Raw genomic sequence first — 20,340 nt, 5'->3', positions numbered from 1 at the left:
AAGCGGTCATTGAGGGTGACCACTCCAGAAGGGAGATTGCGCGCCAGCCCCGACGAGGAACGACATGCCACGGCCCCCGAACTTCGCACACGCACTCCTGCTGCTCACCCTGGCCTGCGCGGGGACACCTCCCATGCCCACGAACCCCACCGAGTCCTGCTGCCCCATCATCGAGCTCCGGCAGTACACGCTGAAGCCCGGCCAGCGAGACACGCTGGTGGACCTCTTCGAGCGCGAGTTCATCGAAGGCCAGGAGGCCGTCGGCATGCCCATCCCAGGTCAGTTCCGGGACCTCGACCGGCCGGACCGCTTCGTCTGGCTCCGCGGCTTCTCCGACATGGGCTCGCGGCACCAGGGACTCACCGACTTCTACGGAGGCCCCATCTGGAAGGCGAACCGCGAGACGGCGAATGGCACCATGATTGACGCGTCCAACGTGCTGCTGCTCAAGCCCTGCCGCTCCGACTCCGACTTCGGACGGCACCTCGCCGCGCGTCCCCCGGTGGGAGCCACCGCCCTCCCCAGGAGCGTCGTCATCGCCACGGTGTATTCCCTCGAGGCCCCGGTGGATGAAGCCTTCGTGCGCTTCTTCGAGCAGGACGTGAAGCCCGCGCTGGAGGCCGCCGGCCTTCTCGTCTCGGGGTACTTCCAGACGGAGTACAGCCCCAACACCTTCGCCAGGCTGCCCGTCCGGGAAGGCGAGCACGTCTTCGTCTGGCTCTCAGCCGCGCCCGGCCCGGAGGCCCTCCAGGAGCGCCTGTCACGGCTCACCGTCTCCCCGGACTGGAGCGAGCGCGTCGAGCCAACGCTGCGGCGCCGCCTCAAGTCCCCGCCCGAGCTCCTCCGGCTGTCGCCCGGCGCCCGCTCGCGACTGCGGGAGTGAGGCGAACCTCAGTGCTGAGTCCCCGCGGGGTCCGCGTCCGCCCCCGGGCCCGTTTCTCCGGTGGCTCCACCCTCGCCCGCGCCCCCATCCGACTGTCCGAGGAAGTCGTCCAGCGCGCCCACGTCGATGGGCTTGCGGAACACCGCGTCCACCAGCGCCAGGTTCGCGCGGTTCTGCCCACGCACATCCATGCCGGTGACGATGGCCAGCAAGGCCTGGGGCGTCTTCTCGCGCAGCACGCGCGCCAGCTCCCAGCCGCTCATCTCCGGCATGACGGCATCCAGCAGCGCGGCGTCGAAGCGGCGCCGGTCCCATATCCCCAGCGCCACCTCCGGGCTGTTGGCCACCTGCACCTCGTAGCCCTCCTCGCCCAGCACCTCGGCCATCATCCTCGCGTTGTCCAGGTCGTCGTCCACCACCAGCACGCGGCGCGTCTGCTGGAAGCGCCGGGGCGCCTCCGGCCGAGTCACCTCCGCGCGCGACGCCTCCGTGCGGGGCGCCTCGGCGACCGCGGCATGCACGCGCGGCAGCCGCACCACGAAGGCCGCCCCCGCCCCCGTGCTGCTGTTCTCCGCTGTCAGCTCGCCACCCCAGCGCTGCACCTGCGCGCGCGCCACGGCCAGGTACAGCGAGAGCTGCGGCGCCCCCGCGTCCCGCCGCAGCGGGTCGAACAGCTGCGTCAGCTCCTCCACCGCGTACGGCGGGCCCTCGTCCTCGATTCGCAGCGTCAGCCACGGCTCGCCACTCGCGCGGGTGGTGACGCGCAGCCGGCCGCCGCCCTCCATGCGGTCTCTCGCCGACAGCAGCAGGTTCACGATGAGCTCGCGGAAGAAGCCCGCGTCCGCCCGCACCTGCCCCGGGCTCCCGAGGTCCAGGTCCACATGGACCGGGTGCTCGCGCTGCTCCAGCTCGCCGCGCGCCAGCTCCAGCGCCTCGCGCACCGTCTGGTCCACGGGCACGTCCGTGGGCTGCTCCTGGGTGCGCTGCACGTTGAACTCCTGCAGCCGCGCCACCAGCTCGCCAATCTGCCCCACCGTCTTGTCGAGCGACTCCAGGTGCTCGGCCTTGAACTCGCGTTGCAAGAGGGTGATGCGCAGCCGCAGCACGTTGAGGAAGTTGTTGAGCGCATGCGCCGCGCCGCTGGCCAGCTGCCCCAGCGCCTGCTGGCGGGTGCGCTGCAACAGCCGCCCCTGCAGCCGCCGCAGCTCGCCGTGCGCGCTCTGCAGCGCCTTCGTCTTGTTCACCGCCTCGGTGCGGTCGGTGAACGTCTGGATGGCGCCGGCCAGCTCGCCCTCCTCCTCCCACACGGGCGTGGCGCTCAGCTCCAGCGTGGCCTCGCCGCCGATGGGGCGCTCCACCACCATCATCACCCCGCGCACCGCCCCCTTCTCCTTGAGTGCGCGCAGGAAGGGCATGTCCGCCACCTTGAACGGCTCTCCCGTCAGGTGGCGCGCGTTCACCTGCGACAGCACGGGGCTGAGCGTGTTGGCCGCCCGCGCCCCCACCACCGCGCGCATGGGCAGCCCCATCAGCCGGCTCACCGGCGGCGTGGCGAACGACACGGTGCCGTCCACCTCCGCGAGCAGGATGCCCACGTCCACCTGATTGAGCACCGACTCCATCACCGCCGCTTCGCGGAAGCGCACCTCCTCCGTCTTCAGCACCCGCGCATAGGAGGCCTGCGCGGACGCGTCCGCCTCCCACACCAGCTCGGAGATGAGCTCCGCCACCTCGGGCTCTATCTGTCCCCCGTTGCGGCGCCCGTACACGTGCAGCAGCACCGCCTCCAGGGACTTGAACTCGCGCGTCAGGTCCTCGGGCTCGAAGTTCTGGCTGTAGCGGTAGGCGCCGTGCGAGCGCACCACCTCCGACCACAGCCGCACCGCGTCGTCCCCCCTGTCCCTCAGCAGCCGGACCAGCTCGTCCAGCAGCTGCCGCAGCGGAGCGCGCAAGTCGCGGCCCGGGATGTCCACCTCATACGTCTCGGTGCGCAGGCGCTTCGCCCACAAGCGAGCCACGCGCTCGCGCTCTTCCTGGAGGAGCTCCGAGAGCGCCTGGATGGGATTGACGGCGGACACTTTCAAGCCGGAAAGGTGTGCACGCCCGCTCGCCATGGCCACCCTGCGCCTGCCTGGCTGCTCGCCGCCCACGGCCTCGAGCATTAATCAATGCGAACGTTGCATCAGATAGTGCGCCGGCCCACCTTGCATGGACGGATGGCAAGCAACGAGCGCAACAAGAACGACCTGCTGGAGCCGCCCTGGCTGTCGCAGCAGGCCATGGCGCAGCTCTTCCGTGGCGAGCTCAGCCGCTCCGATACGTGGCGCACGCGCCTGGACACCACCACCAACTGGGCGCTGACCACCACCGCGGCGGTCATCTCCTTCGGCTTCGCCACCCCCCAGAGCTCGCACGTCACCTTCCTGGTGGGCATCTGGATGGTGGTGTCGTTCCTCCTCATCGAGGCGCGGCGCTACCGCTACTACGACTTGTGGAACCGCCGCGTCCGGCTGCTGGAAGACGGCTGGTGGGCCCCCATGCTCCGGCGCGAGCCCCTGGACCCGGATGCCATGCGGGAGCTGGCGCTGGAGATGTCCCGACCGCAAATCCAGCTCTCGCTCTTCTCCGCCATCTCCACGCGGCTCAACCGCGCCTACGGCCCCATCCTCATGGTCCTGATGGTGACGTGGTTCGTGAAGGTCTACAGCCACCCGAAGCCGCCAGAGGACTTCGCGGAGTTCCTGGACCGCGCCCACGTGGCCTGGCTGCCCGGCCCCCTGGTGATGGCCCTGCTGGTCTTCCTGACCATCAGCGCCACCTACCTGTTCGTCTCCTCCTTCTTCATCCGCGCCCCCATGGGCGAGCTGCGCACGCGCCCCCGGGGCCGCCGCGCCGCCCTCTGGGAGTCCTTCTACCGGCCCTACGCCATCCACAAGCGCCGCCGGCCCACCCGGCGCCCCCCGCCCTCCCGCCCGTCCTCCTCCTCCGAGCACTGAAGGGCAGCCGGGCTCTCCCGGCTGGACAGCGGCCGGGCGGCCCTGGCGTCAGGGGCCGTCCGGCTCATGGCCGCCATGCCCCCCGCTGAAACGGGCACGTTTTCGTCCTTCCGGGCCCTGGGGTTTTGTGCTGTGAATCCGCACCCATGGCGAACACCCGTACTGTCACGATCATCAATGGCGATGGCATCGGCCCCGAGGTGATGGCGGCCACCGTGCGCGTCCTCGAGGCGCTCAAGGTGCCTCTCGAGTTCGAGCACAAGGACGCCGGCACCGAGGTGGTGGCCAAGTACGGCACCAACCTCCCTCACGAGACGGTGGAAGCGGTGCTGCGCAGCGGCGTCGCCCTCAAGGGCCCCACGGGCACGGTGGTCGGCGGTGGCCTGCCCTCCGCCAACGTGGGCCTGCGCAAGCGGCTGGACCTGTACTCGTCGCTGCGGCCCGTGAAGAGCGTTCCCAGCGTGAAGACGCGCTACGAGAACGTGGACCTCATCGTGGTGCGAGAGAACACGGAGAGCCTCTACGCCGGCCTGGAGCACATCATCGTCCCGGGCGTGGTGGAGTCGCTGAAAATCATCACCGAGAAGGCCTCCACGCGCATTGCCCGCTTCGCCTTCGAGTACGCCAGGAAGCACGCCCGCAAGAAGGTCACGGCCGTGCACAAGGCCAACATCATGAAGCTGTCGGACGGCCTCTTCCTGGACTGCTGCCGCAAGGTGGGCCGTGAGTTCCCGGAAGTCACCTACGAGGAGGTCATCATCGACAACCTCTGCATGCAGCTCGTCAAGGACCCGACGCGCTACGACGTGCTGGTGACGGAGAACTTCTACGGCGACATCCTCAGCGACCTGTGCGCGGGCCTGGTGGGCGGCCTGGGCGTGGTGCCTGGCGCCAACATCGGCGAGCGCACCGCCATGTTCGAGGCCGTCCACGGCACCGCCCCGGACATCGCGGGCAAGGGCATTGCCAACCCCACCGCGCTGATGATGTCCGCGGTGATGATGCTGGACTGGCTCGACCTGCGCGAGGAAGCCCGCCGCATGGAGAACGCCATTCAAAAGGTCTACAGCGGCGGCCAGGTGCGCACCGGCGACCTGGGCGGCAGCGCCACCACGCGCGAGTTCACCGACGCCATCATCGCCGCGCTGTAACGAAGACAGCGCAGGTGCTGGCCCACGGGCCCGGGGCGCTTCGAGCGGCCCGGGCCCGCTGTGTTTTCAGCCCACCGTCACCTTGCGCACGCCGCGAGCTTCCAGCAGCGCCGGCAGTCGCTCACGCTGGTCGCCCTGGAGCATCAGCGCGTCGTCCTCCACCACGCCCCCGCAGCCCAGCGAGTTCTTCAGCGCCTTGAGCCACACCTCGCGCTGGGGCACGGGCAGCTCCAGGTGCTCCACCACCGTCACTTCCTTGCCGCCCCGGCCCTTGCGCTCCATGCGCACCACGGCGCGCGCGGGGCCCTTCTTCTCGGGCTTCGCGGCGGGCGCGGCCACGGGCGCGGCGGGCGCCTGGGGCAGCGCCTCGCGCTTGGGGGCCAGCGAGGCGAACGGGTTGTTGAACGGGGCGGCCGGGGCGGTGGGCGCCTCGGCCTTCTTGTCGCGCTTGCCCATGGCCTTCGGTGCGTCCCGTCAGTGGTTGTGGCCCGCGTGGTCGTCATGCCCCCCGGCCGGCATGGGGCGCGGAGGAGGCAGCACGTCGAAGGCGGGGGCGCTCGCGTTGCCCTCCGCCATCACCAGCGCGTAGAGCAGCGGCGTGGACGGCGGCGCCTGGCGGCCATTGACGACCACCAGCGGCGTGCCGCCGATGTGGTGCTTCATGGCGTAGGCGGAGTCCTCCTGCAGCTTGGCCGCCGTGGCCGAGCTCGACATGCACGCGTCCAGCTGCATGCGCGACACCGAGCCGGAGGAGGCAATCTCCAGCACCCGCTCCGTGTCCAGGAAGGCCTGCGCGGCGAAGAGCTTCTCGCGCAGCTCCCAGTAGTCCGGCGCGGGCTCCAGGCAGATTTGCGCCCGGGCCGCGCTGCACCGCACGCTGGGCGCGTCCGGGCCGCGGCGCGGAATGGCGGGGTTGCAGGCGCCGTCCAGCGGGAACTGGCGGGCCTCCAGCGACATCTTCCCCTCGGGCACGCGCTTCTTGAGGGCGGCCAGCTCCTCCACCAGCGCCTTGCAGTGGGGGCACTTGCTGTCCGTCCACTCGACAATCTTCACCGGCGCGTTCGCCGGCCCGTACAGCTTGCGCGCGGGCGCCACGGCGGGCAGCGGCGCGCTGGCGCGGTACTGGGCCAGCCCGTCCGCGATGAACTGCTTCTGGTCCGCGTTCAGCCCCTTGAGGAAGTCCTCCAGCGACACGGGCACGGGAGGCGTGCCCTTCGACGCGCCCTCGCTGACGACGGGCTCCGGGAGCAGCAGCGAGCCGGGAGTGGCCGCCTTGGGCGTGGCCCGCCCGGGGAGCAGCATGGCCACGAAGGCCGCGACGGCGAAGCCCACCGTCCACTTCAGCGTGGGGCCCCACTCCCCGGCCGCCGGCGCCACCGGGCCGGGCAGCCCGAAGAACGCCACGCCGGCGAAGGCCAGCACCAGGGCATAGGTGCCCAGGCACGTGGGGCACAGCGCGCCCGCGTTGGCGCTGGCGACGGCGAAGACACCCACCGACACCACGCCCGCCAGGGCGACGAGCCTCAAGCCATTGGCCGCCGGACGCACCGGACGGCCCGCGCGCGCCCACGCGAGGTACAGCGCGGACAGGCCCACCGCCACCACGCCCCACACCAGGCCCAGGCCTGCGACGGGGATGCCGAACAGCTCATGGAGGCGGCTGGCGAAGGGCGAGTTCCACACCGTCTCGCAGTTCACCGTGTCGGACACGCCGCACACCGTGGCGCCGCCGGCGCGCAGGGTGAGCAGTTGCATCCACTGGAAGATGGCGAGCCCGCTCTCGGCGAGGCCCAGCACCAGCAACGCCAGCGCGCCGCGGACGGGAGCCGTGGGAGAGGGGGCCTTGTTGGAGGACTTCGGACTCATGCGTGCTCCGGGGGCGGGGTCATCAGGACGAGAAGGCGGGCGGAGTCGGGGCCGTCGTTGGCGACGCCATGCTCGGCGCCCGAAGGGGCAAGGATGGACGCGCCAGGGCCGTGCACCTCTTCCTCGGCGCCGACGCGGAAGCGGCAGCGGCCTTCGAGGACGACATATACCTTGTCGGAGGTGGCATGGCGGTGCGGCTTCTGGGCCTGCCCGGGCGCGAGGCAGTACACGTCGAGGAAGAAGCGCCCGGACTGGAAGACGTTGTGCTTCTGGAGCTTCTCCGCGGAGAACCCCTGGAAGGCGGACAGGTGCTTCACATCCATCGTGGCATTCGCTCCTTCGCCTCTATATAGCGACGGACATGGAACCGCTGTCTCTGCATTTTCTTCACGAGGCGACGGGCGCCCGCTTCATGGAGGTGGGCGGCCGTGAGGCCGTGGCCGGGTATGGAGACGCGGAGGGAGAGTACCGGGCGGCACACGAGGCCGTCGCCCTCCACGACGCCTCCTACCGCGAAATCCTCCGGATAACGGGGGAGGACCGCTCCAGCTTCCTGCACGGCATGGTGACCCAGGAAGTGAAGGGCCTGCCCGTGGGCTCGGCCACCTACGCCGCCATGGTCAACGCCAAGGGGGCCATGGTGGCGGACGCCCGCATCCTCAAGCGGGAGGCGGACCTGCTGCTGGATTTGGAGCCCGGCACCGGCGCCAAGGTCCGGGAGTTCCTGGACAAATACCTCATCTCCGAGGACGCGGAGCTGCACGAGGCCACGGGCGAGCTGGCCCTCCTCCGGCTGCTCGGGCCCCGGACGGCCGGGGTGCTGGCCACCCTCCTGGGCGGCGCCTTCGAGCCCCTGGCCCACCATGCCGTCCGGCCGGGCTCGCTCGCCGGGCAGGACGTCTGGCTGGTGGGGAGCACCGCGGTGGAGGCCCATGGGGTGGACGTGTGGGTGTCACGCGCCGGGCTGGAGCCGGTGTGGCGGGCCCTGACGGAGGCCGGCGCCGCGCACGGGCTGAAGCCCCTGGGCTTCGAGGCGCTGGAATTGCTGCGCGTGGAGGCCGGGGTGCCGCGGTACGGGCAGGACATGGTGGACACCACCATCCCCCTGGAGGCGAACCTCGCGGGCGCCATCTCCTACAACAAGGGCTGCTACATCGGCCAGGAGGTCATCGCCCGCGCCACCTTCCGCGGCCACATGAACCGCAAGCTGGCGGGCCTGCTGCTGGGCGACGCGGACGTGGCGCCGGGCACGGAGCTGCGGCGCGGGGAGAAGAAGGTGGGCTGGCTCACCAGCGTGGTGCGCTCGCCGGTGAAGGGCCAGCAGGTGGCGCTGGGCTACGTGCACCGGGACTCGCTGGAGCCGGGCACGGAGCTGACGCTGGCCGGGGGCCCCGCCACCGCGAAGGTGGCCGCCCTCCCCTTCAACGCCTGAAGCCCGGCCTCCCGGGGTGGGTCCTGGCGCGGGGTATGTCCGCTCGGGCACAGTAGGATGCGGTCGCCGGGTTCCATACCGGCGAAACGGAAGGACCTCATGGCTCCCGCCTCCCCGCGTCCCATGCTCCGCCTCGGGTGGATGCTCGCCACGCTGTCGCTGCTCACGCTGACCGGCTGCTTCGACGTCGTGCAGGAGCTGTGGATACACCCCGACGGCTCCGCGCGCGTGGTGGTCGACATCGGCCTCCCGAAGTCGCTGGGCGTCCTGGCCCAGGCGGCAGGGGGGAAGAGCCTCGTCGACCAGATTCACGAACAGCGGAAGGCGGCCCAGGAGTCGGTGGGCAAGGACCCGAACGTCACGGAGCTCGTGCTGCGGCAATATGACGAGGGCGAGCAGCTCCACCTCGTCCATGAGCTGACAGTGAAGGACGCCACGAAGCTCCCGGAGCTGTACCGCAAGGTGATGGAGGACACGGCGAGCGAGCGGAAGGAAGGCCCGGGGACCTGGGACTTCCGAATCGAGCGCGACGGCGGCGACTACGTCGTCACCCAGCGCTTCGTCCCGGGCCTGGCGGGCGCCGGCTCCGCCACGGGCAGCAAGGACCAGACGGAGCTGGCCGCGAAGGAAATCGCGAAGGGGATGACGCGGGCCCTGCTGGCGAACAACCACATCACCCTGCGCGTGCACGGGCCGGGCATCGGCGAGACGAACGGCACGGTGAACGAGAAGAAGGACACCGTGGAGTGGAAGCTCGCCCTGTCGGAGCTGCTGGACGCGCCCGCCGAAGGGCGCGAGTTCCGCGCGGTGGTGCACGGCGGCGAGCCGCTGTGGCTGTGGCCCGTGGTGCTGGGCGTGCCCCTGGCGATGCTGGGGCTGGCCATCGCCGCCGCCCGGAAGCGCCGCTCCTTCGGAGGGTGAGGCGCAAAGGCACGGGCCCCGGCTCACCCCGCGCCGAGGCCGCCCGCCAGCAGCACTCCCGCCGCGCCTCCGCCCAGCACCAGCCAGGCGGAGTTGACGCGGAAGCGGAGGAGCAGCACCGCGGACACGACGGCGAGCCCCACCGTCCACGCGTCCACCAGCGCCGCGCGCCCGAGCTGCCACGTCACCACGGCCATCAGCGCCAGCGACGCCACGTTGACGCCGTCCAGGAAGGCGCTCGCCACCCACGAGCGGCGCAGGCGCGGCACCAGCGGCCCGCTCAGCGCGACGAAGACGAACGCGGGCAGGAAGATGCCCACCGTGGCCAGCACCGCGCCGGACGCGCCGCCCAGCACGTAGCCGATGAAGGTGGCCGTGGTGAAGACGGGGCCCGGCGTCACCTGCCCCACCGCCACCGCGTCCAGCAGCTGCGCCTCCGTGAGCCAGCCGTAGCGCTCCACCAGGTCCGAGCGCAGGAAGGCCAGCAGCACGTAGCCGCTGCCGTACAGCACCGAGCCCACCTTGAGGAAGAAGAGGAAGAGGCCCTGCAGCGAGAAGGGCACGGCCGTGGCCACCGCGCCCAGGACGGGGAGCGGCCATAGGGGCAGCACGGCCGCCGTGGTGGAACCCGCCCCACGGGCTGAGTCCCTCGTCGCTTCCGGAGCCCGCTCCGAAGGCGGCCCGGGGGGTGGGCCGCGCCGCCGCCGCTCGCCCGCGCGCCACAGGAGCACCGCGAGTCCCGACAGGAGCAGCAGGAGCAGCTCGTGGACGCCCAGGAGGGACGCCGCCACCGCGGCCACCCCCACCCCGGCGGCGAGCCGCGTCTTCACCACGCTTCGCAGCAGTCCCCAGAGCGCCTGGACCACCACGGCGATGATGACGGCCTTCACGCCGTAGAGCAGCGCGTCCACCCGGGGCAGGCTGCCGAAGCGCGCGTAGGCCCAGCCGAGGGCGCCGACGATGAGGAAGGCCGGGAGGATGAAGCAGACACCGGCCACCACCAGCCCGGGCCAGCCGCCGCGCCGGTGGCCGATGTGGATGGCCAGCTCGGTGGAGTTGGGGCCGGGGATGAGGTTGGCGGCGCTGAGCAGGTCCACGAACTCGTCGCGCGTGAGCCAGCGGCGGCGCCGCACCACCTCGTCCTCCATCATCGCAATGTGGGCCGCGGGACCGCCGAAGGCGGTGGTGCCCAGCCGGAGGAACAGGAGTGCCAGCTCCTTCAGCGCGGTGGCCCGGTCCGGAGCGGCGGGGGCCACGGCCTCGGGAAGGGTGGGCTGCGGGGGCGACATGGCAGGCACCCTATCTGTCCCGGCCGGTGGTGCTCCGCAACAATGGAGAGACACGGGCAGGGGCAGGACCTACACCCCTCCCTTCCGCGTGTCTTCCGACGGTCTCCCCACTCGCATACCGTGCCCCCACAACCGCCCGAGTGCGCGAGGCCCCGGAGAGAGTGACGCCATGAAGTGGACCGCAGCCATGTTGATGGGAAGTCTGGCCCTGTCCGCACACGCCAGCCCCCAGGAGCCGGGCACGCCGAGCGCCCCGCCGAAGCAGACGGCAAAGCAACCCGCCCGGGAGGCTCCCGCGCTCACGCTGGAGAAGCTGGACCGCTACATCCAGTACCGCCGCGAGTCGGACGCCGCCCTGCTGCGGGTGACGGACAGCGCCGTGCAGAAGTCCCAGGAGAAGGACGGCGCCACCACCCTCACAATCAACGTCCAGCAACTGAAGGAGCAGGGCGACGCGGTGCGCGCGAAGCATGGGCTGGCCGGCGAGGACTTCCGTCCGCTGGACCAGATGGTGCGGAACATCTCCGAGGCCCGGTTCAAGTCCGAGAGCGCCGCGGTGAAGGCGGCAATCCAGGGACTGGAGGCGAAGGCCGCCGGGCCCGAGGGGCCCGACCGGGACATGGCCCGCTCGCTCATCGCCTTCTGGAAGAAGGACCTGAAGGTGGACCCGATGTTGACGAAGGAGCGCGAGGAGTACGGCTCCGCCACCGTGGACCTGGTGCTCCAGCGCGAGAAGGAGCTGAAGGAAATCTGGCTCCTCAAGGACGCGGCGACGGCCAGGGCCTTTGGTGCGGCCCTGAACGCCACGCCCTGAGCCACTCACGAGGCCCCCCGGGCACGGCGCCCTCCAGCCACGCTGGAGGACGCGGCACCGCCAACAAGCCCGGCCTAGGTGCGCCCCTCGGACTGCTGCTGGCGCTCGATGCTCTCGAACAGGGCGCGGAAGTTGCCGCCGCCGAAGCCCTGGTCGCCCTTGCGCTGGATGATTTCGTAGAAGAACGGGCCGGCCGACTGCTCCTTGTAGAGGCTGGCCGCGTCCTTCATGAAAATCTGGAGCAGGTAGCTGCGCTCCTTGTCGCCGTCGATGAGGATTTCCAAATCACGCAGCGTCTGGATGTCCTCATCAATCTTCTTGATGCCCAGCTGCTGGATGCGCTCGGGCAGCGCGTCGTAGTACGTGCCCGGGGTGGGCATGAAGTCGATGCCCGCGGCCTGGCGCATGTCCTTCACCGAGGTGAGGATGTCCCGCACCGTGAGCGCCAGGTGCTGCACGCCGTCACCCCGGTGGTCCTCGTTGAAGAGGTTGATTTGCGAGGCCTTGAAGAACGGGCGGTAGGGCTCGTTGTTGGCGAACTTCACGCCGCTCCTCGGGTCCCACACCACCTCGGACTTCAGGCCGCTGCCGTGGGAGCGCTTCTCCTTCGCCGCCACGTCGTCGGTGTGGAACTCGATGTGCCAGAACTTCTCGAAGCCCATGACGTGCTCCATCCACAGGAGCATGGGGCGCATCGTCTGGAAGTTGGACGTGACGTGGTCCACCCGGCCGAAGCCATACTTGTTCTTCCCGCCCCCGGGCGTCTTGTGGCGGATGTAGCCCGGGTACAGGTCGCTGTAGCCGTCGCGCTGGATGAAGCGGAAGGTGGTGTCACCGAAGGGCGTGGTGATGGAGAACATCGCCAGCTTCCCACCCCGCGAGTCCGTGAAGCGCTGGACGTCGTTGATGAGGGTGGCGCCCCGCTGCTCCAGCAGGCGGAAGGCCTTCTCCGCGTCCTCCACCTCGAAGTTGAGGGTGCCCACCCCGTCCGGGTGCTTGCGCAGGTAGCGCCACGCGCGGCCGCCCTCGCCTAGCGGCTGGCTCACCATGAGGACGACGTCGCCCGCCTGGAACACGGCGGACTTCTGCCGGCCGCGCTGCTCCAGCTCCGGCGACGACACGCCCAGCTCCGCGAAGTCCAGGGCCTTCGTATAGAAGTTCCGGCTGCGCTCCAGGTCGTGCACGTACCAGTGGATGCTCTCGAGCGTCTTGATGCCCAGCGACTCCAGCTTCGCCATGTCCGGGACTCCTTGCGGTTCCGCGAGTGTCAGGCCGGCACCGCGTCGGGCTGCCGGTCCGGGTGGGCCGCCTGAAAGGCGGGAAGCTCATTGCACGCCGCTTCGATGCGCAGCAGCGTGGGGTACGGCGACAGGTCTACCGCGAAACGGCGGGCCCCATGGAGCTGGGGGACCAGGCAGATGTCCGCCACCGACACCTCGTCCCCCACACAATAACGGCCCGCCGTGGGCTTCACCGCGGCCTCCAACGCCTCCAGCCCCCGGGTATTCCAGTACGCGCCCCAGGCGCTCTCGTCCGCCTTGAGCTCGTTCTTGATGCGTTGCAGCACCGACAGGTTCTGCATGGGCTGCATCCCGGAGTTCACCATCTCCGCCAGCATGCGGGCCTTCGCCTGGAGGTAGAGGTCCTTGGGGAGGAGGGAGGGCGAAGGGTGGCGCGCCTCCAGGTACTCCAGGATGGCGAGCGACTGGGACAGCCGACGTGCGGTGCCGTCGTCCTCGGTCCACTCCAGCGTGGGCAGGGTGCGCATGGGGTTGAGGGCCCGGTAGGCCTCCGTGTGCTGCTGCCCGCCGTCCTTCAGCAGGTGCACCGCCACGTACTCGAACTTCAGGCCCTTGAGGTTCAGGGCCAGGCGCACGCGCCACGAGGCGGACGAGCGCCAGTAGCTGTGGAGCCGGAGCGCCTTCATACCTTCTTCACCGTCTGGGAGATGCGGCCGAAGACGCTGCTCCCCTCGGCGTCCAGCATCTCGAGGTCGATGGTGTCGCCCGGCTTCATGAAGGGCGTCTTCGGCTTGCCCTCTTCAATCGTCTCAATCATCCGGCGCTCGGCGAGGCAGGAGATGCCGCGCGCGCGGTCCGCGTTGGACACGGTGCCACTGCCGAGGATGGTGCCCGCGGTGTAGCTGCGCGTCTTGCACAGGTGCTGGATGAGGTCGAAGAAGGAGAAGTGCATCTCCGGGCCGGCGTCGGTGTCGCCCACCTGCACGCCGTTGAGCACCGACTGGAGGCGCAGGTGGATGCGGCCGTCATGCCACGCGGCGCCCAGCTCGTCCGGCGTCACCGCGAAGGGGCTGAAGGCGGTGGCGGGCTTGCTCTGGAAGAAGCCGAAGCCCTTGGCCAGCTCGTCGGGGATGAGGTTGCGCAGGGAGACGTCGTTGGCCAGCATCAGCAGCTTGACGTGCTTCTCCGCGTCGGCGGCCTTCGTCCCCTGGGGCGTGTCGCCGAGGATGGCGCAGACCTCGCCCTCGAAGTCCAGGCCCCACGCCTCGTCGGCCAGGGGGATGTCGGCGGAGGGCGCGAGGAAGTCGCCGGAGCCGCCCTGATAGACGAGCGGGTCCGTCTTCAGCGTGGGCGGCGGCTCGGCGTTGCGCGCCTTGCGCACCAGGATGACGTGGTTGAGGTAGGCGCTGCCGTCAATCCACTCGTAGGCGCGGGGCAGCGGGGAGTGGAGGCCGCGCGCGTCCAGCGGGCGGCTCTGCACCGTGCCGGCCTCCAGCTGCGCGGCGAGCGCGCGCAGCTGCGGCTCCTTCACGTCCCAGTCGTCCAGCGCGGCTTGCAGCGTCAGGGCCACGTTGGTGGCCAGCGCGTAGGCCGTGTTGTCCCGCTTGACGACGATGAGCCGGCCGTCACGGGTTCCGTCCTTGAGCGTCGCGAGCTTCAATCCCGGGCTCCCCGGCGGCCCATGGGGGTAACGGCGGGGCCGCCATCTGTGGCCCGGCTTTTCCGCCGGGGGACCGGGGGTGTCAAGCGTGACTATTCGCCTGATGCACCATCTAAGGGGTTACCAGCAGGAAGTCCGCACCGGCAGCCGCGCGTAGAAGTTCGCGCCGGAGTTGCTGTCCCACTCGCCGTTGGCCGTCGCGGCCACGTAGATGTCCCACGCATTCTGGTTGCCGTACGGGTCCCAGCCGTACAGGAAGATGTGGTTCTCCGTGGCGGAGGGCTGCTCGCACACCCACACGCCCTCCTGGCCGCCCGCGGCGAAGTGCGCGTTGCACAGCGGCGTGTTCATGTAGCGCATGCACTTGCCGCAGTTGCGCGGGCCCGCGTTCAGATAGATGTACGCGTCACTGTTCGTGCCCGAGCTGGCCTTCAGCGTGGCGTGCTGGCCGTTGAGCTTCACGAAGATGCTGATCTGGTCGTCCCGGTACCTGCTGCGCAGGTAGCCCCGGTAGGACACCGTCAGCGTGGCGAAGCGACCCGGCAGCTTCGTGGTGCGGCGGATGACCTCGAAGGAGCCCGTCGTCTTCGAATCCGTCACATTGCAGACAGCGTAGTCCGGCGGGTAGTCGGAGGCCTCGGCCTGGGTGGCGGGCAGGAGCAGCGCGAGCGCGAGCGCCGCGGTGAGCGTGGTCAGGAGCTTCATGGGGAGTGTGTCCTCTGGTGTTGCCCGGCGGATGTCTGGGGGGCGTGGCGGACTCCGGGCAGGCCGCGCCGCGCCCTTGGCCCCCGGCGTCCGCGTACCACGCCGGAGGAACATGCCGGAAGACCGGCCGCTCCCTCCACCGCCCGCCCCCGGGTCTACGCCCCGCGTCAACGCGCGGACAGCGATGCCCAGCGGGGGCGCGGCCGCCTACCCGGTCTCCGAGCAGCCTCTACCCGGGCTGCTGAGCAGGTGGGAAGCGAAGCATGTACGGCTGTTGATGTCCCAGGCGGTGCACGGAAGGCATGCGCCTGCCTCCCCCTTGGCACCGTCCATTCCGGCACCCAAGGTTGTTGGAGGGACGCACGGCCGACCGTATCGCAGGGGCGATTCGATTGGGGGCGAGGGCACTGAATGGCTGAGGGCTTCCAATACGCCGGCGCCGCGCCCGGTGAGCCGCAACCCGGTAGGCGTCTGGGGAACCGCTTCGAGCTGTCCCAGCGGCTGAAGACCGGCCGCGGCATCTCCACGTGGCTTGGCAGCGACCTGCGCACCGGCGAGCGCGTCGTCGTGAAGGTGACGTCCGCCGTGGCACTCGCCCCCGCCGCACGTCACCGGCTGGAGCACGAGGCCGCCGTGCTCTCCCGCCTGGACAGCCCCACGGTCGTACCCTTCCGTCATCTGGGCATCTCGGGCGACCTCATCTACCTGGTGACGCCCTGGCTTGAGGGGGAGTCACTGGAGGAGCGCCTGTCGGTGGGGCCGCTCACCGTGCCGGAGGCCCTCATCCTGGGCAGCAGCGTCCTCACCGCCCTGGCCGCGGCCCACCGCAATGGCGTCCTCCACCGGGACGTGAAGCCCTCCAACCTCCTCGTCTCCGGCGAGCCCCTCTCGCGCGCCATCCTGCTGGACTTCGGCCTGTCCCGCACCGAGCGGCTGGACCCGTCGCTGCGGGACTTGCCCGTGGGCACGGCGCGCTACCTGTCGCCGGAGCAGGCCGGGCTGCTCAACCGTCCGGTGGAGGCCACGTCGGACCTGTACTCGGTGGGCATCGTCCTCTTCGAGGCGCTCTCCGGCCGTCCCGCCTTCGACGGCACCTCCGTGGGCGAGGTGCTGCGCCAGCACCTGGCCTCGCGGCCCCGGCTGCGCGCGGTGGGCGTGGAGGTGCCCCGCGCGCTGGAGGAGCTCATCTCCCGCCTCCTCCAGACGGACCCGCAGGACCGCTACCAGTCCGCCGAGTCCGCGCTGGCGGACCTGCGCGACATCGAGGACGCGCTGGCGCACGGGCAGGCGGAGCCGGAGCTCATCACCGGCGCGCATGACCAGCGCCGCAGCCTCACCGAGCCCTCCTTCGTCGGCCGCCACGAGGAGGTGGCGACGCTGGAGCGCGAGCTGGAGCGCACCCGCACGGACCCGGGCCGGCTGGTGGTGGTGGAGGGCGAGTCCGGCGGCGGAAAGAGCCGCCTGCTGGAGGAGTTCGCAGCGCGCGCCGTGCAGCACCGCGCGTGGGTGCTGCAGGGGCAGGCGCTGGACCAGGCCGCGCAGCGCCCCTTCCAGCTCTTCGCCGGAGTGGCCTCCGGCATCACCACCACCATGAAGGAGCGGCCCGCGCTGACGGAGCTGCTGCGCGAGCGGCTGGCGGGCCAGGAGGCCGGGCTGTGCACGGTGCTGCCGCAATTGGAGCCCGCGCTGTGCCCGCTGCCCCAGGTCGCCCCCCAGGGCCTGGGCCCGGAGTCGCTGGGTGAGAGCCGCAGCATCTGGGCCCTCACCGCGCTGCTGGGCGCGCTGGGCACGGAGGACGAGCCCGCCGTGGTGATACTGGACGACTGCCAGTGGGCGGACGAGCTGACGCTGCGCGCGCTGGAGGGCTGGTCGCTCGCGCGCCGCCAGGCCCGGGGCCGGGTGCTCGTCGTCGTCTCCTTCCGCAGCGAGGACATCTCCCCCACGCACGTGCTGCGGCGGCTGGCCCCCACCGCGCACCTGCGCCTGTCCGCCTTTGGCCCCGCCGACGTGACGCGCCTGGCGGAGTCCATGGCCGGCGCCCTGCCGCCCGAGGCCACCGATTTGGTGACGCGCCTGTCCGAGGGCAACCCCTTCATGGCCAGCGCCGTGCTGCACGGCCTCGTGGAGGACGGCGTGCTGGTGCCCGGCCCGCACGGCTGGGAGGTGCAGGCGGAGGCCATGGCGCACGCGCGCTCCTCGCGCCAGGCGGCCGCCTTCCTCGTGCGGCGGCTGCGGCTGCTGCCCCCGGACGCGCTGCGCCTCATGTCGGTGGGCGCGGTGCTGGGCAAGGCCTTCGAGCTGGGGCGGATGGCGGCCCTGGCCGGGACGACGCCCGCGGACGTGGTGCGCGCGCTGGACGAGCCGCGCCGTCGGCACATGCTGTGGGCGGACGGCTCGCGCTACACCTTCGTCCACGACAAGCTGCGTGAGGTGCTGCTGGACCTGCTGACGCCGCAGGAGCGCAAGGAGCTGCACCGGCTGGCCGCGCGGGCCGCCGCGAAGGGCGCGCCGCAAGACTCCTTCGAGCTGGCCTATCACTTCGACGCCGCGGGCGAGTACTCACAGGCGCTGCCCTATGCCCTGACGGCCGCGGACCTGGCCCGCCAGCGCTTCGCCCTGGAGACGTCGGAGCTGAACTACCGCATCGCCGAGCGCGGCGCGCCGGGCGCCGACGCGGGCACCCGCTTCCGCATCGCTGCCGGCCTGGGCAACGTCCTCATGCTGCGCGGCCGCTACGAAGAGGCGCGGCAGCAGTTGGAGCGCGCGCAGGGCCTCGCCCGCGACAGGCCAGAGCAGGCCCGCATCCTCGGCCAGCTGGGAGAGCTGGCCTTCAAGCGCGGTGACTTCGGCCAGGCCAACACGTACCTGGAGCAGAGCCTCAAGCTGCTGGGGCGCTGGGTGCCCCCGCGCGGCCTGCTCACCGGCGCCAGCTCGCTGTGGGAAATCGTGTCGCAGGCGGGCCACACCGTGGCCCCCCGCCTGTTCCTCGCGCGCCGGCCCCTGGAAGAGGGCGAGAAGGACATGCTGGCCGTGCAGCTCTACAGCCGGCTCGCCTACGGCTACTGGTACCGCCGCGGGCGCATGGCCGTGCTGTGGGCGCACCTGCGCGATTTGAATCTGGCCGAGCGCTACCCGCCCACGCCGGAGCTGGCCCAGGCGTACTCGGCGCACTCGCCCGCGCTCACCACCCTGCCCTGGTTCAGCCGCGCGTACGCGTACGCGGAGAAGTCCCTCGCCCTGCGCCGGCAGCAGGGCGACGTGTGGGGCCAGGGACAGTCGTTGCACTTCTACGGGCTGGCCTTCTACGCCTCGTCGCGCTTTCGCGACTGCATCGAAAAGTGCCGCGAGGCGGTGCGCCTGCTGGAGCGCACCGGCGACCCGTGGGAGGTGAACAACGCCACCTTCCAGATTGCGATGTCCCTCTACCGGCTGGGCCGCCTCAAGGAGGCGCTGGAGACGAGCCAGCGCCTGCACGCGGCGGCGCTCGCGCTGGGAGACCGCTACGCGCAGCGCCTGGGCCTGGAGGCATGGGCCAAGGCCGCCGGAGGCCGCATCCCCGGCTCGCTGCTGGAAGGCGAGCTGACCAACCCGGACCAGCCGGACCCGCAGAGCTACGCGGGCGTCCTGCAGGCGGAGGCCATCCGCCTGCTGCGCCTGGGCAACCCCGCCGGCGCGGTGGAGGTGTTGGAGCGCGCCGAGCGGCTCGTGGAGGAGGCCCACCTGCGGCAGGAGTACGTGGCCCCCATCGCCCCCTGGCTGGCCACCGCGCTGCGCCAGCTGGCGGAGGGCACCTCCACGCTGCACCCCGCCCGCCGCGAGGCGCTCCTGGAGCGCGCCGACGAGGTGGCGAAGCGGGCCCACCAGGTCGCGCGCACCTACCACAACAACCTCCCCCACGCCCTGCGGGAGCGGGGCCTGCTGGCCGCCATGCGCGGCCACCCCCGGCGCGCGCGCCGCTTCCTGGAGCAGGCCCTGAGCGTCGCCGAGAGCCAGGAGATGCGCGAGGAGCGCGCGCTGACGCTCCAGGCGCGCGGCGCGCTGGGCCAGGCGCTGGACTGGCCCGGCGCCGCGGAGGATGCCGCGGAGGCCACCCACGAGTTGGAGGCGCTGGAGGAAGGCGTCGCCCCCGAGCGGATGGAGCGCGACAACGGCGGCGTGGGCACGCTGTCGCTGGTGGACCGCTTCCCACGCGTGCTGGAGGCCGGCCGCCGGCTCGCGTCCGCCCTGTCGCGGGAGGCCGTCTTCGAGGCCGCGCGCCAGTCCATGCTGGAGCTGCTGCGCGCCGAGCACTGCGTGGTGCTGGACCCGCGCGGCCTGCTGCCCGAGGAGGAAGTCGAGGCCCAGGGCGTCAGCCGCACGGCCCTCGCCCGCGCCCTGGAGACGGGCCGCATCGCCGTCATGGGACAGGGACTGCCGGGTGGCGTCAGCGAGAGCATGGAGCTGCTCGGGGTGCGCTCGCTCCTGTGCGCCCCCATCCAGGTGCGGGGCAAGACGGTGGCGTGCGTGGTGGCCAGCCACCGGCAGGTGGGCGCGCTGTTCGGCGAAGACGAGGAGCGGCTGGCCGAGTTCGTCACCGTGCTGGCGGGCGCCGCGCTGGAGAACGCGGAGAACTTCTCCCGCATCGCCGCCCTCTCCGAGGAGCAGGGCCGCCTGTACCGCGCCGAGCAGGAGGCGGTACGCAGGCGCGACGACTTCCTCTCCATCGCCGCACATGAGCTGAAGACGCCGCTCACCTCGCTGCAGCTCCACATCCAGGGGCTGCAGACGCAGGTGCGCGCCAGCGCACAGAAGCCCCTGGCCCCCGAGAAGCTCGGCTCCAAGCTGGAGTCCGCCTACTCCCAGACGCAGCGGCTGGGGCGGCTGGTGAATGACTTGCTGGACATCTCCCGCATCGCCCAGGGCCAGCTCCACATCAAGCTGGAGGACGTGGACCTGGTGGCGCTGGTGCGCGGCCAGCTCGAGCGCAGCCGAGAGGCCCTCACCCGCGCCGAGTGCCCCGCGCGACTGCACACCGCCTCGCCCGTCATGGTGGGCCGCTGGGACGCCATGCGGCTGGAGCAGGTGGTGGGCAACCTGCTGGCCAACGCCATGAAGTACGGCGCCGGCAAGCCGATTGAAATCAACATGGCGGAGGACGACGGGAACGTGCGGCTGAAGGTGCGCGACTTCGGCATCGGCATCGCCGAGGAGGACCGCGAGCGCATCTTCGAGCGCTTCGAGCGCGCCGTGTCCGTGCGCCACTACGGCGGCTTCGGCCTGGGCCTGTGGATTGTCCGCGAAATCGTGCAGGCCCTGGGCGGCACCATCGACGTGGAGAGCACCCCGGGCCAGGGCTCCACCTTCACCGTCACCCTGCCCCGCTCCGGGCCCGTGCACTGAAGG

At 71.3% G+C, this 20,340-nt stretch carries 16 protein-coding genes; 7 read left to right on the top strand and 9 right to left on the bottom strand.

Going from position 1 to position 20,340, the window contains the following annotated elements; genetic code table 11:
* Positions 1–64 precede the first annotated feature (64 nt).
* Positions 65–883: an NIPSNAP family protein gene (locus tag G4D85_RS23975; RefSeq protein ID WP_240359456.1), complete on the top strand. Its 819-nt coding sequence runs from the start codon at positions 65–67 to the stop codon at positions 881–883.
* A gap of 8 nt (positions 884–891) precedes the next feature.
* Here the strand turns inward: G4D85_RS23975 and G4D85_RS23970 are convergent, their stop codons facing one another.
* Positions 892–2,997 carry a response regulator gene (locus G4D85_RS23970; RefSeq protein WP_275900312.1) on the bottom strand — a complete coding sequence of 702 codons (2,106 nt, stop codon included), beginning with the start codon at positions 2,995–2,997 and terminating at the stop codon, positions 892–894.
* Between the two features lie 102 nt (positions 2,998–3,099).
* Between G4D85_RS23970 and G4D85_RS23965 the strand changes: the two genes are divergently transcribed.
* Positions 3,100–3,879, top strand: a complete 780-nt coding sequence (locus G4D85_RS23965) for a DUF2270 domain-containing protein (protein WP_164015901.1) — start codon at positions 3,100–3,102, stop codon at positions 3,877–3,879.
* A 146-nt stretch (positions 3,880–4,025) separates the two neighbouring features.
* Positions 4,026–5,030, top strand: coding sequence for an isocitrate dehydrogenase (NAD(+)) (locus tag G4D85_RS23960; RefSeq protein WP_164015899.1), 1,005 nt, complete (start codon positions 4,026–4,028; stop codon positions 5,028–5,030).
* Positions 5,031–5,096: 66 nt separating this feature from the next.
* On the opposite strand, the gene G4D85_RS23955 is transcribed toward G4D85_RS23960, so the two are convergent.
* The 3 genes from G4D85_RS23955 to G4D85_RS23945 are packed head-to-tail and all read right to left on the bottom strand — an operon-like array spanning position 5,097 to position 7,219.
* Positions 5,097–5,486 carry a translation initiation factor gene (locus G4D85_RS23955; RefSeq protein ID WP_164015897.1) on the bottom strand — a complete coding sequence of 130 codons (390 nt, stop codon included), beginning with the start codon at positions 5,484–5,486 and terminating at the stop codon, positions 5,097–5,099.
* Positions 5,487–5,504: 18 nt separating this feature from the next.
* Complete coding sequence (locus tag G4D85_RS23950) at positions 5,505–6,896, bottom strand: vitamin K epoxide reductase/DsbA family protein (RefSeq protein ID WP_164015895.1); 1,392 nt, start codon at positions 6,894–6,896, stop codon at positions 5,505–5,507.
* Positions 6,893–7,219, bottom strand: a complete 327-nt coding sequence (locus tag G4D85_RS23945) for a cupin domain-containing protein (protein ID WP_164015893.1) — start codon at positions 7,217–7,219, stop codon at positions 6,893–6,895. The genes G4D85_RS23950 and G4D85_RS23945 overlap by 4 nt, the downstream gene beginning before the upstream one ends.
* 38 nt (positions 7,220–7,257) lie before the next feature.
* On the opposite strand from G4D85_RS23945, the gene ygfZ reads away from it, so the two are divergent.
* Together ygfZ and G4D85_RS23935 are read left to right on the top strand one after the other, a co-directional pair.
* On the top strand, positions 7,258–8,328 hold the full coding sequence (gene ygfZ / locus G4D85_RS23940) for a CAF17-like 4Fe-4S cluster assembly/insertion protein YgfZ (RefSeq protein WP_164015891.1): 1,071 nt from the start codon (positions 7,258–7,260) through the stop codon (positions 8,326–8,328).
* A 99-nt stretch (positions 8,329–8,427) separates the two neighbouring features.
* A complete protein-coding gene (locus G4D85_RS23935) occupies positions 8,428–9,249 on the top strand; it encodes a hypothetical protein (protein ID WP_164015889.1) in 822 nt (273 codons plus the stop codon).
* A gap of 23 nt (positions 9,250–9,272) precedes the next feature.
* On the opposite strand, the gene chrA is transcribed toward G4D85_RS23935, so the two are convergent.
* On the bottom strand, positions 9,273–10,538 hold the full coding sequence (chrA, locus tag G4D85_RS23930; RefSeq protein WP_164015886.1) for a chromate efflux transporter: 1,266 nt from the start codon (positions 10,536–10,538) through the stop codon (positions 9,273–9,275).
* A gap of 169 nt (positions 10,539–10,707) precedes the next feature.
* Here chrA and G4D85_RS23925 point away from each other — a divergent pair, with 169 nt between their 5' ends.
* A complete protein-coding gene (locus G4D85_RS23925) occupies positions 10,708–11,352 on the top strand; it encodes a hypothetical protein (RefSeq protein WP_164015884.1) in 645 nt (214 codons plus the stop codon).
* A 74-nt stretch (positions 11,353–11,426) separates the two neighbouring features.
* Here the strand turns inward: G4D85_RS23925 and hppD are convergent, their stop codons facing one another.
* From hppD to G4D85_RS23905, 4 genes are all read right to left on the bottom strand, one after another.
* On the bottom strand, positions 11,427–12,590 hold the full coding sequence (gene hppD, locus G4D85_RS23920) for a 4-hydroxyphenylpyruvate dioxygenase (RefSeq protein WP_164015882.1): 1,164 nt from the start codon (positions 12,588–12,590) through the stop codon (positions 11,427–11,429).
* Between the two features lie 29 nt (positions 12,591–12,619).
* Positions 12,620–13,279, bottom strand: a complete 660-nt coding sequence (maiA, locus tag G4D85_RS23915) for a maleylacetoacetate isomerase (protein ID WP_164015880.1) — start codon at positions 13,277–13,279, stop codon at positions 12,620–12,622.
* On the bottom strand, positions 13,276–14,253 hold the full coding sequence (locus tag G4D85_RS23910) for a fumarylacetoacetate hydrolase family protein (protein WP_164015879.1): 978 nt from the start codon (positions 14,251–14,253) through the stop codon (positions 13,276–13,278). Before G4D85_RS23910 ends, maiA begins: the two co-directional genes overlap by 4 nt.
* 120 nt (positions 14,254–14,373) lie before the next feature.
* A complete protein-coding gene (locus G4D85_RS23905; RefSeq protein ID WP_164015877.1) occupies positions 14,374–14,958 on the bottom strand; it encodes a hypothetical protein in 585 nt (194 codons plus the stop codon).
* Positions 14,959–15,369: 411 nt separating this feature from the next.
* Between G4D85_RS23905 and G4D85_RS23900 the strand changes: the two genes are divergently transcribed.
* The gene (locus G4D85_RS23900; protein WP_164015875.1) at positions 15,370–20,337 is read left to right on the top strand and encodes an ATP-binding protein; all 4,968 of its coding nucleotides are present in this window, start codon (positions 15,370–15,372) and stop codon (positions 20,335–20,337) included.
* Positions 20,338–20,340 lie beyond the last annotated feature (3 nt).

The organism is Pyxidicoccus trucidator (assembly GCF_010894435.1).
GTDB classification, from domain to species: Bacteria; Myxococcota; Myxococcia; order Myxococcales; family Myxococcaceae; genus Myxococcus; species Myxococcus trucidator.
This window is presented reverse-complemented; position numbering and strand designations above follow the sequence as displayed.